Here is a 14,979-nt window from a genome sequence, read left to right as displayed (position 1 = left end):
TTCTTTATGGGCATGTTCATGGTCACGATGTTCTTCGGCGGCGGCCTGGTGCCGACGTACCTCTTGATCAAGCAGCTGGGCATGGTCAACACGATGTGGGCGATCGTCATTCCGTCGGCCGCATCGATCTGGAACATTATCGTCTCGCGGACGTTTTTCCAGAGCTCGATTCCGAAGGAGCTGCAGGAAGCGGCGCAGATTGACGGATGTACGAACATGCGGCTGTTCCTGAAGATCATCCTGCCGCTGTCGATGCCGATCATCGCCGTCATGGCCCTGTTCTACGGGGTGGGCAACTGGAACAGCTACTTCTCGGCGCTCATTTACCTGAACGACTCGGCGAAATACCCGCTGCAGCTGGTGCTGCGCCAGATTCTGGTGCTGCAGGAGATGGCCGCACAGGGCGGAGGAGCGATCGACGCCTCCACGGCGGCCGCGATGAACAACAAGGCGGAGATCGCCGCCCTGGTGAAGTATGCGGTCATCATCGTCGCCACCATTCCGGTCATTGCGATTTACCCGTTCTTGCAGCGTTATTTCGTGCAAGGTGTTATGATTGGTTCCGTAAAGGGCTGATCCTGCCTTCTTAGAATCGACAACAAGTCAAAAAGGGGAGTTTATAAATATGAGAAAGCTTCGCAAGGCGTCATCCATTCTGCTCTGCCTCACCGTATCCGCCAGCCTGCTCGCGGCCTGCGGCGCAAATGGCGACGGGGATTCCTCCTCGGCTGCCGGATCTGCGGCTGAAGGGGTTAAAAAAGAAGGTTTTCCGATCGTGGACAAGCCGCTCACGCTGAAAGTGATGTCCCAGGATGCGGGCGTGGCCGACTGGAACAAAATGCCCGTGCTGCAAGAGATGGAGAAATTGACGGGCATCCATTTGGAATACCAGCTTTCGCCGATCGACAGTTTTGAGACGAAGAAGAACCTCGTATTCGCGAGCGGCGATTTGCCGGACGTATTCTATGCGGCGGACTTGAAACCGGCGGAGCAGGTGACATACGGCAGCCAGGGCGTCCTGATTCCGCTCGAAAAATACATCGACGAAGGCTACGCCCCGAACATCAAGAAAATTTTCGACGAGCATCCGGATATCCGCAAGTCGTTTACGACGCCTGACGGGCATATCTACGCTCTTCCGAACGTCGATCTGTCGGCGGTGTGGTACCGCAGCCCGATGTGGTATAACGGCAAGTTCCTGAAAGCGCTGAACGTGACCGAGCTGCCGAAGTCGACCGACGAGCTGTACACGCTGCTGAAACGCTTTAAGGACGAAGATCCGAACGGGAACGGCAAGAAGGACGAAATCCCGCTGACTTCGGTGAAGCTGGACGACCTGCGCATGTATTTCCTCGGCTTCTGGGGCATTTATGACGAAGTGATCTACGCCGACAAGGACGGCAAGGTGCACTATACGCCGCAGGAAGAGGGATATAAGGGTTATCTGACCTTCATGAACAAATTGTGGAAGGAAGACTTGCTGGACCACGAGACGTTCTCGCAGACGCCGGATCAGAAGAAGGCCAAGGGGCAAAACAACCAGATCGGCCTGTTTAACGACTACTACCCTTATTTCACACTGGGCGGCGAGCCAAGCTCGGATAACCCGCTCATGACGCCGGTCGCGAGCGAAATTCCGGGAACGCCGGTCTACGGCAAGCATCCGGGCATTTCGGCCAACGGCACGTTTGCGATCACGAGCAAGGACTCGAATCCGGAAGCGACGATGCGCTGGATCGATTACCAGTACAGCTATGACGGCGCGACGCTGTTCAGTCAAGGACCGGAGAATACGTTGTGGAAATACAAAGATAAAGAAACCCATGAGAAAGAATGGCTTCCGGTTCCGGGCGGCGGCGACCGTGAGGAATACCGCGGCACTTTGACCCCGAACTACGGCATTCTCGCACCGGGCATGAATTCCGCGGAATTGACCAAAGGGCTGAAGAGCGACTTCGACCGATTCATCGACAAGGAAAACGAGGAGAAGCTGACGCCGATCGGCAAAACGCCGTTCCCGAACGTCTATTTGACCAATGAAGAGCAGACGGAAGCGACGGCGCTGCTGTCCGACCTGAACACTTATGTTCAGCAGATGGAAGCGAAGTTCGTGACCGGCCAGGAGCCGCTCGCGAACTGGGACAAATACGTCGCGCAAATCAAAAAAATGGGAGGCGACCGGATCGCCGAGCTGTACCAGGGCGCTTACGACCGCTGGAACACGGGCAAGTAACCGGTTTGGTTTACCCGCACATACAAAAGCAAATAGCCAACATCGCCCTGCCGACGCAAGCGGCAGGGGAGTTGGCTATTGCTTTAAGAAGAAGCGGGAAGAGGCACAGCCTCATTCTTCGTCCGGATCGGGTGAAGCGGGAGGCTGGCCAGTCTCGGAAAACAGCTTCCGGTACTGCCCCGGCGTGTAGCCGGTCTCCTTCTTGAACTTCCGCGTGAAGTTCGGAGTGTCCTGGTAGCCGACCCGCAGAATGATGTCCTTGAGGGGATCGCTGGTCGTCCGCAGCTGATGAATCACCTCTTCAAGGCGCTTCTGCCAGACGTACTGAATGAAGTTCAGGCCCATCTTTTCCTTGAACGAGCGGCTGACATGGGACGGCGAAATGTCGAATTCAAAAGCGACGCTCTCCAGGCTTAGCGTATGATCGGTGTAATGCCCGTCGATGTAAGCGACGATCCGGTCGATCATCGACTGCTCTTCCTTCTGGTTATTCCGCTCGACCTGGCTGCAGATCCGGGAAGACAGGCTGAGCAGGCCGCGTTCGACTTCGTCGAGCGAGCTGCTGTACACCATGCCCGGGGGCACGTCCTGCAGTACGCTGTGGATACCGAGCTCGGACGCGGTTTTCAGGATCGTGTTGAGCAGGTCGAAGCAAACGCATCGCATCAGCATCGCCGATACCTCAGCTGCGTGCAGCTCCTGCACCGACGAGGAAATAATTTGGGCGGCAACGTCGTAGCTGCCCTGCTTCAAGCTCTGGGACAGCTTCATCAGCGTGTTGTTCGGTATCCAAGCCGTATGGTCAGGCGTATAGGACAGCTTTTCGAAATACGTGACGCTGCCTTGGCCGGTGGTCGCCCGCAGCTCGAAAGCCGAGCAGGCTTCGATAAAGGACTGGTTCAGTTGGTCCGGGCTCGGGTAACTGGTGCCGACGCCGATCATCGGGATGACGTCGAAGGATTCGAGCAGGCAGCTGCGGACCGCCTCGACGATCTGGTGCATCGGCATGAACTCCTCGGCGCCTTCCTCCGGATCGTAGCAGATGATGAGCCCCAGCTGGTCCAGCTGCGGAAGCTCTACGCCATAGCCGAGAGCAGTCAGCTCAGGGAACTCGATCTGGGTCAGCAGCCGGATCATTTCGGTGTGGTCCTGCCGGTCGCTTTTCTCCTGTCCTGCCGGTTCCGAACCGATGACCATCACAAAGTACCGCGACCGGTCAAAATGAAGGTCGAACGCCTCCCGCAGCTCCGGCGACAGGCTCTGGGCGCTGCCGTATTTCAGCAGCATCGACAGGAAGTGGTTGCGGGCGAACGGTTCCTGCAAATCGATCCGCGAGCTGTATTCCTGCAGCGCGGTGCGGATCCGGTCCAGCTCGTTGCCGGACGGCGCCGTACCGCTCTGGGGCCGCTTGGCCGGGGAGTTGCTGGAGGCAAACTCCACGAGCATCGAGATCGGCTGGTACTGCATACGGGCAAGGAGCAGCGCGATGGCCGCGCCCACAAGGACGACAATGATGAACAGCAGGATGATAAAACTCCGCACGTGCAGAACGCTGCTGAAAAATTGCGAACTCGGCATGGCGGTAACGTAGGTCCAGCCATTATTTTCCGATTTGACGGAGACGATGGAATGCGCCTTGCCGTTAATGATCCGTTCGTGGATGCCCGGGGACAGATTGATCAGCGACTTGGCCTCGCTTCCGGTGAGCGCTTCGCCTTGACGGTTGTCCACCAGAATGCGGCCTTCATTGTCGAGAATATACGTCAGTCCCTGATAGCTGCCGAGAATGGAATCGATCAGGCTGGTAAGCTCGGATTCCCGGATCAGGTACATGACCGTTCCGTGCGGTGTCGGACTGTTGGGCGTAATCGGAATCAGGTAGGCGAGCATCGTTTCTTTTAAACCGGAAGCGTTGCTGACCGTATCGGCGGGACGCATCGCTGGATATTGGGATTCATTGAGATCATCCAGCATCCGGGTCTTGTCCCAATTCTGGAAGCTGAACTTTTTGGCGAATACATCAAGATTGTACAGGCCGTTGCTGGAATAGATTTTCTCATCCTTATGAAAATAGAGGAAAATTTCGCCGATGATCGAACTGGTTGCCTTGTACTGATCCAGTGCCTGGATCGCGTCCCCGCTCGTGAGCGGGTCATGGACCCGGTATTTCGTCAGTCTCTCGTCGTAGGAGACGCGGGAGGCGATTTCACTAAGCTCCTTCATGCGTCCGTCGATGATGACCTTGGTCTGGGTCAGCTGATCCAGCCGGGAGTGCTCGATTTCGGAGCGGAGGTTGCTCACAGCGTTTTCATAAATAAAGATCGTCATGAGGATCAAGGGAATCAACAAGATAAACAAGTAGGACCAGATATATTTCATAAACAGCTTGGACTTGAAGTAATTTTTCTTCAACAATTCTGCCTCCCGTTAACCGTAATGCATCTGATTATGTTCCATGATACCAACAATTTGGACTTTTGGACATAGAGAGTAAAGCGAATAAAGTCGAAATATGGTGAATTTTGTTAGTATGGCCGTACGGGTTAACGGCAGGCATCTCAATCCATTTTAAAAATTTTGATAATCGGAGGGTGTACGATGAGCGAAATCAAGCCGATCCAGGAAGAACAGGAATCTGTGGTCGTTGAAGGCGTCCATAATTACAGCAGTGAAGAGCATTGGGTGAAACCCGAGGACCCGCTGCTGCTGGAGCGTCTGGAATGGTTCAAAGACCAGAAACTTGGCCTTATGATGCACTGGGGGCCGTATTCCCAGCTCGGATTAGTTGAATCCTGGGCGCTGAGCGACGTGGATGAGGAATGGTCCAGAAATGAAATTGACTGGGACATCGATGCAGAGGAGCTGAAGCGGGAGTATTTTGACTTGAACAAGACGTTCAATCCGCTGCGTTTTCAGCCGGAACTGTGGGCCGATCTGGCCGCCGAGAACGGCTTTAAATATTTGAACTTTACGACCAAGCATCATGACGGGTTCTGCATGTGGGATACGAAGACGACCGACTACCGTGTTACCGGACCGGATTGCCCGTTCCATACGCATAAATATGCAGATATTACGAAGCAGCTGTTCAATGCATTCCGGGAAAAGGGGCTGGGTATCTCCGCTTATTTCTCGAAAGCAGACTGGCACACTCCGTATTACTGGGCGCCCGGGATGAAGCCGGGAACAACGACTTCCCGCGGGCCGACTTATGATCCGAAGGAATATCCTTGGTTGTGGGAGCAGTTCGTCGAGTTCACGCATGAACAGATCATGGAGCTCATGACGAATTACGGAAAGATCGACGTGCTGTGGCTGGATGCCGGCTGGGTCAACGATTACCGGGACCAGAACATCCGTCTGGGCGAAGTGGTCGAGCGGGCGCGGAAAATTCAGCCTTGGCTGCTGTCGGCGGACCGCACGGTGGGAGGACCTTACGAGAACCTAATCACCCCGGAACAGACGCTGCCCGAAAGCGCGCTTCGCGTGCCTTGGGAGAGCTGCATTACGATGGGTTCGGCATTCTCCTTCCGCTATGAGGACGACTACAAGACGGTTCGGCAGCTGATCCACCTGCTGGTCGAAATCGTCGCCAAAGGCGGCAACCTGGCGCTGAATGTGGGGCCGCAGCCCGACGGACGCATCTCCAAAACAGCCATCTCCCGCATCAAGGGCATGGGCGCATGGCTGAATGTTCACGGCGAAGCCATTTACGGGACGCGCATTTGTGAACCTTACTCTGTAGGTCAGACGCAGTTCACCCAAAAAGGGGATACGACCTACGCCTTTTATCTGTACCGGGATGAGCACGAAGCGGTTCCAGCTGAGCTGCACCTGCCGCTGCAGCAGCCGTTCAGCCGGATCGATCTCGTCGGCGGACCGGACAATCTGGAATTCCGGCGCACGGATGACGGCATTGCCATCCGCCTTCCGGAGAAGGAACGCGAGGGGCTGGCGCCGATCGCCCACGTTTTCCGCATTCGCTAAAACACATATACCCATTCGAATAAAACGCGAAAGGTGCGACCGATATGCAACCATGGTTTGAAAACGCTAAGCTGGGGATTTTTATCCACTATGGCATATATGCCGTCGACGGAGTGGCTGAATCCTGGTCATTTTACAACGGGCAAATACCTTATGAACAATACATGAAGCAGCTGGACGGATTTACGGCGTCGAAATTCGATGCCGAAGCGTGGGCCGACTTGATCGAAAAGTCCGGCGCCAAATACGCGGTACTGACGACGAAGCACCATGACGGGGTGGCGCTCTGGGACACGAAGCACAGTGACCTGAATGTCATTCAGAAAACGCCGGCCAAGCGGGACATCGTCAAGGAATACGCAGAGGCGATTCAGAAGCGCGGGATCCATCTCGGCATGTACTATTCCCTGATCGACTGGTCCCACCCCGACTATCCGAGCGTCTATGAAGGCGGCAGGGTGCCGGAGGATCTGAGTGCGGCCAACCGCTTCTCCAGTCCTCCGGACGGAGTTCAGGACGAAGAGCGCTGGCAGTGGTTCCTCGAGTTTAACAACAACCAGCTGCGAGAAATTATGACGAATTACGGCAAGGTCGATCTGCTCTGGTTCGACGGGGACTGGGAGCGCAGCGCCCAGCAGTGGAATCTGCCGGCCTTTAAGGAGTATTTGCACACGCTGAATCCGGACGTCATTATCAATTCCCGTCTGCAAGGCCATGGCGATTACAAAACGCCGGAGCAGGGCATTCCGATCACGAGACCCGAGGGGCCGTGGGAGTTCTGTACGACGATCAACACGTCCTGGGGCTACGTGCCAACGGATAACAAATACAAGTCGCTGAACCAGGTCATCCGCATGTTCTGCGACTGCATTTCGATGGGCGGCAACATGCTGCTCGATATCGGACCGCGGGAAGACGGCACGATCGACAAGCGGCAGGAAGATATTTTGCTCGGATTGGGCGATTGGATCCGTACCCACGAAGAGGCGGTATTCGGTACGGAGGAAGGCATCATGACCCGTTATTACCTGGGGGGCAGCACGGTGTCTACAGACCGCAAGACGCTGTACCTGTTCGTGTACGACGATCCGAAGGAAAACATCTGCCTCAAGGGGCTGTGTAATCCGATCAAGAAGATCACCGTGCTTCACTCGGGCAAAGAGCTCTCGCATGAAATTCACGGCGGGGTTCCGTGGTTCAACATTCCGGGAACGACATGGATTCACATGACCCCGGAAGACACCCATGAGCAGGTAACGGTGCTGAAGCTGGAGTTCGACGAAGAGCTGGAAATGTACGGCGGGTCCGGCGCCGTCGTAACCCATAACTGACCGATGGACGCGAAAAGCGGATGATGATCACGGGGAGGAACGCCTTGCACTTTTTGCGGCGGGGCCTCCCCCTCTTCGGGTAAGCGGAGTTGTCGGTGGCCTAAGGTGATGATGGCCCGGCCCGCTCAACCAAAGATTAATAGCCCGGAGCATACGACCATGTCATACAAAAGGAGATCACGAATGGAACAATTCAGGTTACCTCAAATCAAAATGCCGCAGATGGAACTTCCGGCTTCCATTCAGAACGTGCTGACGGAAGCGGAAGAGAAGCTGGCGCACCGTCCCAAGCTGCTGCAGCTGTTTAAGAACTGTTTTCCCAATACACTGGAAACGACAACAAAATTGATGGATGACGGTACCACCTTTGTCATTACCGGGGATATTCCCGCGTCCTGGCTTCGCGATTCCGTGGAGCAGGTCATGCACTACGTGCCCTTCGCTAAGGAGGATGCCGCATTGCAGCGGATTCTCGGCGGTCTGATCAAGCGGCACATTCAGTACATACATATCGATCCGTACGCGAACGCGTTCAACGAGTCGGCGAACGATTGGCACTGGAACAAAGCCGATGTGACCGATATGGGTCCTTGGGTGTGGGAGCGCAAGTTCGAGATCGACTCCTTGTGCTTCTCCATGCGGCTCGCCTATGCATACTGGAAGGAAACCGGGCTGACGGACATTTTCGACGCCGGCTTCAAATCGGCGATGCGGATCATTTACGAGCTGTTCCGGACCGAGCAGCGTCATATGGAACAGTCGCCGTACCGTTTTATCCGCAGTAACGGCATCCGGCAGGATACGCTGGCCAACGGAGGGCTCGGCATGCCGGTGAACTATACGGGAATGGTCTGGTCCGGCTTCCGCTCCAGCGACGACGCGTGCGATTTTCATTACAACATTCCGGGCAACATGTTCGCCGTGGTTGCGCTGCGGCATATGCAGGAGTTCGCCGAATGGGTGTTCCGCGACACGGGCTTCCTGCAGGAGCTAAAGGCGCTTGAGGAAGACATCCATCACGGCATCCAGCTCTATGGCATCTACCGCCATCCGGAATTCGGACCGATTTACGCTTATGAAACCGACGGATTCGGCAACTACTGCCTGATGGACGACGCGGGTACTCCCGGACTCCTGTCCATTCCTTATCTGGGCTACGTTGCCGCGGATGATCCGATCTATCAGAACACGAGACGTTTTGCGCTGTCTAAGGCCAATCCGTTCTACTTCGAAGGCCGGGCGGCGAAGGGCATCGGCAGTCCGCATACGCCGGAAGGCTATGTGTGGCATATGGCCTTGTCCATGCAGGGAGTGACGGCGGTGACGAAGGAAGAAAAGCTGGAAATGATCGCGACGCTGGAGGCGACGGACGCGGAAACGGGCTTTATGCATGAGGGATTCCTTGCCGACGATCCTGCCGTGTATACGAGATCGTGGTTTGCCTGGTCGAACAGCCTCTTCTCGCAGCTGGTCTATCAAGCGATGAAAGAAGGGATTCTATGATCCGGCCGGTCATCATTTTCTGCGACTCCTCGTTTCCGGGCGCATCGCTTCCTCCGGCCGCGCAGCTTGATGAGCTGCGGCGGATCGGCACTCTGGTCGACGCGAAGGGGCTTGCCGACGCGCTGCGGACGGCTGAAAGCGGATGCTTCGTGAACCTGCATGCGCCGTATTTTCCGAAAGACGCATGGGCGGACATTGCTTCGTTTTTAAGACGCGGCGGCGGGCTCGTCAGCGTCGGCGGGGCGCCGTTCCGCCGGCCGGTCCGGCTTGAGGAAGGGGCCTGGAAGGCGGAGGCGGAGCAGACCGCTTACCACCGGGAGCTGTACATTCATGAAATGCTGCGTGTGGACGCCGGACCGGTGGCAAGCGTGCGGGCTTCGGAGCAGATCCCGCTTCTGGCCGGACAGGAGCAGCTAATTGGCATCAGCGACACGCTGAACCTGGTGCCGCACACGACGCGGAACGCCGATCTGCCGCAACAGATGGGATCTGCGGGTACGATGAGCACGCAGGTACATGCGCTGCTGACAGGAGTATCAGCGGACGGGCGCGAGGTAGCCGCCCCGGTGGTGCTGTGGGAGAACTCGCGCGGTGATTATGCCGGTTCACGCTGGCTGTTCGTGAACGTGCAGCTCCCCTCTGCGTTCTGGAGTCAGGGCGGAGCCGAAGCGCTGCGCACCTGGGCCCAGTATGCTTCACGTCCGGTCACCGAACTATCGCTTAAGACCAACTACGCCTCCTACGAGCCGGGTGAGCATGCCGTCTTGACGCTGCAAACGCAGCGGATTTTCCCGGCCCATGCCGCGGGCCGCGATGCTGAACGGTGGACGTTCGCCATTACCGTGGAGGAGGACGAAGGGGACCAGAAGTGGGAGCATCGGTTCACGACGGGCGTTTCGGGCGAGCTGGACTTCGTCCGGATTTCCGTGCCGCTTGCGCTTCGCGCCGGGCTGTACCGGGTGGAATGCACCGCTTCGTCGGAAGACGGCGAGATACGGGTGCTGCGCCAGGGCTTCTGGGGGCATGATGCGCAGCTGCTTCAGGAAGGAAGCCTGCTGACCCGTGGGCGGGACTATTTCGTCAAGGACGGCCGGCCGCTGCCGATCGTCGGCATGACGTACATGGCGTCCGATGTGGCCCGGAAGTTCCTGTTTCTGCCGAACAGCGATGTGTGGGACCGGGATATGGCCCAGATGGCAGCGGCCGGCATCAACTGGATCCGCACCGGGGTGTGGACCGCGTACCGCAATATTATGCAGGTGGACGGCCACGCCTCGGAGGAAGTGCTGCGGGCGATCGACGCCTTTATCCTGACGGCGAAGAAGCACGGGCTTCACGTCACGTTCACCTTCTTCTCCTTCACGCCGGAGACGTGGGAAGGGGTCAATCCTTATCTGGACCCGCAGAGCGTGGAGGCCCAGAAGCGGTACATCCGCTCCATCGTCTCCCGCCACCGGCACACGACGAACGTGGACTGGGACCTGATCAATGAGCCGTCGATGTTTGACCCGGCGCGTATTTTCTCGGCCGGGCCGCGCTCCTCGCATGACCGCTTTGAACGGGCGGCCTTTGCGGAGTGGCTGGAACGGCGCCACACCCAAGTCGAGCTGCTGCAGGAACGGTGGAATATGACGCCGGAGCAGCTGCCGAGCTTTGCGGCCGTCGCCATTCCGGAGCCGCAGGAGATCAATTTCGACGTGCAGGACATGCATTCGGGCAAGAAGGGAACACGCTGGCTGGATTACTGCTTGTTCTCCATGGACATGCACAACCGCTGGGCCCAGCGGTTGTATGACACGATCAAGGCGCTGTGTCCGGATCAGCTGGTCACCGTCGGCCAGGACGAGGCGCTCGGCTCGCAGCGTCCGTCGCCGTTTTTCTACCGCGAGGCGGCCGACTATACGACGGTGCATTCGTGGTGGCAGAATGACGATCTGGTCTGGGACGGGATTTTTACCAAGACGGCCGACAAGCCGAACGTCGTTCAGGAGACAGGGATCATGTATGTCGAGACGGCCGAAGGGCTGGCCAAGCGGAGCGAGCGGGAACTGCGCAGCATGCTGGAGCGTAAGTACGCTTACTCGTTCTCGACGGGCGGTGCCGGGGCGATCCATTGGATCTGGAACACGAATTTTTATATGGATAATGCGAACGAATCGCATATCGGCGCCCTGCGGGCGGACGGCACCGAGAAGCCGGAGGCGGACGTCTCGTACGAGTTCGGCCGGTTTATGGCCGGTATCCGCGACCTGTTCCGGGATCGCGAACTGGAGGATATCGCGGCGGTGTTCCCGTACTCGAACGATTTTTCCAACCGGAAGTTCGCGAACGAGGCGACCCGCCTGATGACACGCGTGCTGTCCTATCAGCTGAAGCTGCCGCTGCGGGCGGTGTCCGAGTACGATCTGGAACCGCTGGTTGAATACCCGGCCAAGCTGATCCTGCTTCCAAGCCCGCACAATATCGAGGACGGAGCGTGGGCGAGGCTGCTTGAGATCGCCAGAACCACGGGAGCGGTTCTGCTCGTGACCGGGCCGCTTTCGATCGATGCTTACTGGCGGACGACGAAGCGGGCGGCCGATCTGCTCGGCGACACGGAGATCCGCAACGTGCGACGCGAAGAGACGCTGAGCCTTCAGGGCAAGCGGCTGCCGGTTTCTTTCGGCAAGCGGCGGATCGCCGAGGTGAACAAGGAGGTCCTGGCGTCAGGCGATAGCCATGCCGGATCCGGGACACCTGCCGGCGACGTGGTGGTCGACATCCCGCTGGGCGCGGGAAGATTGATCTGGAGCCCGCTGCCGGTTGAGCTGAACGAACGGATTGAAACCACGGCCGAGCTGTACCGCTACGCGGTGGAGGCGTCCGGATGCGCCAGCGGCCTGACATGGCTGCAGGGCGGGGACAATCCGGGGATTTACGGGCGCAGACTGCGGTTTTCAGAAGGCTTTTTGTATATTTTCGTATCGGAATATGCGTGGGATGCCCAGATTGAAGTGCGGGATAACGATACCGGGGCAGTCTATGCGTTTGTGCTGGAGCAGGAGCGGTCGGTGCTGTTCGCGGCCGATGCAGAAGGACAAATTCAGGCGGTATACCGCCCTCATGAGGTTCAAGTCAAGAAAAGCTAGGAGGAAGAAACATGCCAAACCGCAAAACGGCTCATATCGTATCGCATACCCACTGGGACCGGGAATGGTATTTGCCCTATGAGAAGCATCATGTCCGTCTGGTGAAGCTGATGGATGCGCTGCTGGACAAGCTGGATGAGGATCCGGAATATCGCAGCTTTTTCCTCGACGGCCAGACGATCATCCTGGAGGATTACCTGCAGGTCCGGCCGCAGCAGCAGGCGCGGCTCGAGAAGCATATCCGGGACGGCCGCATCCTGATCGGCCCCTGGTACATCCTGCAGGACGCGTTTCTGACGAGCAGCGAAGCCAATGTGCGCAACATGCTGATCGGGCACAAGGACGCCAAGCGCTACGGCCAGCCGGTCCCAATCGGCTACTTTCCCGACACCTTCGGGCTTGCCGGACAAACGCCCCAGCTGATGCGGCAGTCCGGCATCCATAACGCCTTCTTCGGACGGGGCGTGAAGCCTACAGGCTTCAACAACACGGTCGCCGACGGCGATTACGAATCCTCCTTCTCCGAGCTGGAGTGGGAGGGACCGGACGGCTCCAAGGTGCTCGGCATCCTGTTCGCCAACTGGTATTCGAACGGGAATGAGGTGCCCGCAGATCCGGGCGAAGCGAAGGAATACTGGCAGCGCAAGCTGGCTGACGCCGGCAAGTACGCTTCCACCGGGGAGCTGCTGTTCATGAACGGCTGCGACCACCAGCCGATCCAGCTCGATCTGCCGGAGGCGATCCGCACGGCACGCGAACTGTTCCCGGATACGGACTTCGTCCATTCCAATTTCATCGATTATTTGGCGGCCCTCGAATCTTCGCAAGGCCGTGAACTGTCTTCGGTCCGGGGCGAGCTGCGCAGCCAGCGGACGGACGGCTGGGGGACGCTCGTGAATACGGCCTCCTCCCGCGTCTACCTGAAGCAGATGAACCAGCGGGGCCAGGCCATGCTCGAGAAGGTGGCGGAACCGCTTGCGGCCTATGCCAGCCTGCTCGGTGCGGCGTATCCGCATGATCTCCTGCAGTATGCCTGGAAGACGCTGATGCAGAACCATCCGCATGACAGCATCTGCGGCTGCAGCGTGGACGAGGTTCATCGCGAGATGGTCACCCGCTTCGAGAAAAGCCGGCATGTCGCCGAAGCCGTTGCGGACGAAAGCCTGCAGTCCATTGCGGAACAAATCGACACCACCGGCTTTGCTAAGTTCGGGCCGGATGCTTGCCCGTTCACCGTCTTCAATACGACCGGCGGCAAGCGGACCGGTACGGTCAGCGTTGAAGTCGACGTGCTCCGCCACTATTTCCGGGAAGGCATTCCGTTCGGCGAAATGAAATCGCGTGTGAAGCAGCTCGAGCTGGCGGACCGGAGCGTGGTGGACAGCAAGGGGCGTGAGGTGGCCTGCACGATCACCGACCTGGGACTGCAGTTCGGATACGATTTGCCTGACGACAAGTTCCGGCAGCCTTATTTTGCGCGGAGGGTCCGCGTGGAGCTGGAGGCGGCGGACGTTCCTGCGAACGGTTTTTGCACCTACGCGATTGTCCGCTCTGCATTCCAAGCCGCAGCATCGGCAGGACGGGCCTCGCTTGTCACCGGAGACCGCACCATGGAAAACGAATACGTGGCGGTCCGCATTGAGAACGACGGGTCGGTGACGCTGACGGACAAGGCGAGCGGCCGGATTTACTCCGGACTGTGCGTTTACGAAGACAGCGGGGACATCGGCAATGAATACATGTATCGCCAGCCGGACGGAGAACTCCCGCTGACGACCCGGGACGCAGCGGCGGAGATTACGATTCTGGCCGACAAGCCTTACGAGGCCTCCTTCCGGGTTGTTCACGCCTGGGACATTCCAAAGGGAGCGGAGGAGAAGCTTGCGCAGGAGCAGCAGGAGCTGGTGTGGTTCACCGGCAGAACGTCCGGCCGCTCCAAGGAGACGGTCCGGCTCGTCATCGAGACGACCCTGACGCTGGAGAAAGCGTCGCGCGGCCTGAAGGTGACCTCCCGCTTGAATAACCAAGCCGAGGATCACCGGTTGCGGATGCTGTTCCCGACTGGCCTTGCCAGCGATATTCACCAGGCGGATTCCATGTTCGAGGTTGTATCCCGCAGCAACGATCCGTCCGCCGAATGGACCAACCCAAGCTACTGTCACCACCAGCAGGCCTTTGCCAGCATCAAGGACGAACGGACGGGACTGACGGTTGCGAATCTGGGCTTGAACGAATACGAGGTGCTGCAGGACGGACAGAACACGATTGCGGTGACGCTGCTGCGTTCCGTCGGCGAGCTGGGCGACTGGGGCGTGTTCCCGACGCCGGAGGCACAGTGCCTGGGCGAGGCCTATGCCGAGCTCATGGTCATTCCGCATGGTCTTTCGAAATCTGAGGTTGCGTATAACGAAGCCTACCAGTTCCAAGTGCCATGGACGGGCGCACAGGTCGGCCTGCATGCGGGCGGTCTTCCGCCGGTTTATGAATGGTTCGGCTGGCAAGGAGAAGGAATAGCGCAGTCGGCGGTGAAAAGATGTGAAGAGACGGGAGACCTCATCCTTCGTTGGTACAATTTGACCGCGAACGGCAGCGAACTTGCCGTATCGCCAAAATTCTCATATTGCCAAGCTTACCGGAGCAGTATTCTGGAAGAGCGGCAGGAGGCGGTGGAAGCGGCGCTGCCAGGAGAGGCGCTCCGCGTAGCGGCCGGGCCGGCCGAAATTGTGACGCTGGCCTTGGAGATTGCGGATACCGTCAATAAAGGTTAACGATCGTTGCAGAACGAATAACGGAGGGA

The 14,979-nt window shown here is 58.1% G+C and carries 8 protein-coding genes; 7 read left to right on the top strand and 1 reads right to left on the bottom strand.

Annotated elements, in window-relative coordinates:
• Positions 1-576 (top strand): carbohydrate ABC transporter permease (locus CJP46_RS31515; protein ID WP_143813062.1); only part of this gene is annotated, 576 nt, incomplete at its 5' end.
• Positions 577-625: 49 nt separating this feature from the next.
• Positions 626-2,233 (top strand): type 2 periplasmic-binding domain-containing protein, encoded by a 1,608-nt coding sequence (locus CJP46_RS31510; protein WP_094599590.1) that lies wholly within the window; start codon positions 626-628, stop codon positions 2,231-2,233.
• Between the two features lie 111 nt (positions 2,234-2,344).
• Here CJP46_RS31510 and CJP46_RS31505 read toward each other — a convergent pair whose 3' ends face one another.
• Positions 2,345-4,645 carry a helix-turn-helix domain-containing protein gene (locus CJP46_RS31505; RefSeq protein WP_094599589.1) on the bottom strand — a complete coding sequence of 767 codons (2,301 nt, stop codon included), beginning with the start codon at positions 4,643-4,645 and terminating at the stop codon, positions 2,345-2,347.
• A gap of 186 nt (positions 4,646-4,831) precedes the next feature.
• On the opposite strand from CJP46_RS31505, the gene CJP46_RS31500 reads away from it, so the two are divergent.
• From CJP46_RS31500 to CJP46_RS31480, 5 genes are all read left to right on the top strand, one after another.
• Positions 4,832-6,220: an alpha-L-fucosidase gene (locus CJP46_RS31500; RefSeq protein WP_094599588.1), complete on the top strand. Its 1,389-nt coding sequence runs from the start codon at positions 4,832-4,834 to the stop codon at positions 6,218-6,220.
• Positions 6,221-6,264: 44 nt separating this feature from the next.
• The gene (locus CJP46_RS31495; protein WP_094599587.1) at positions 6,265-7,551 is read left to right on the top strand and encodes an alpha-L-fucosidase; all 1,287 of its coding nucleotides are present in this window, start codon (positions 6,265-6,267) and stop codon (positions 7,549-7,551) included.
• 183 nt (positions 7,552-7,734) lie between these two features.
• Positions 7,735-9,054: a glycoside hydrolase family 125 protein gene (locus CJP46_RS31490; protein WP_094599586.1), complete on the top strand. Its 1,320-nt coding sequence runs from the start codon at positions 7,735-7,737 to the stop codon at positions 9,052-9,054.
• On the top strand, positions 9,051-12,182 hold the full coding sequence (locus tag CJP46_RS31485) for a beta-galactosidase (RefSeq protein ID WP_094599585.1): 3,132 nt from the start codon (positions 9,051-9,053) through the stop codon (positions 12,180-12,182). The genes CJP46_RS31490 and CJP46_RS31485 overlap by 4 nt, the downstream gene beginning before the upstream one ends.
• An 11-nt stretch (positions 12,183-12,193) precedes the next feature.
• Positions 12,194-14,950, top strand: a complete 2,757-nt coding sequence (locus CJP46_RS31480) for an alpha-mannosidase (RefSeq protein ID WP_094599584.1) — start codon at positions 12,194-12,196, stop codon at positions 14,948-14,950.
• The last annotated feature ends 29 nt before the right edge of the window (positions 14,951-14,979 follow it).

The sequence above is a fragment of the Paenibacillus sp. XY044 genome, assembly GCF_002257645.1.
Taxonomy (GTDB): domain Bacteria; phylum Bacillota; class Bacilli; order Paenibacillales; family Paenibacillaceae; genus Paenibacillus_AQ.
Note: the sequence above shows the minus strand (reverse complement) of the source record. Positions and strands in the feature narration are given on the sequence as shown.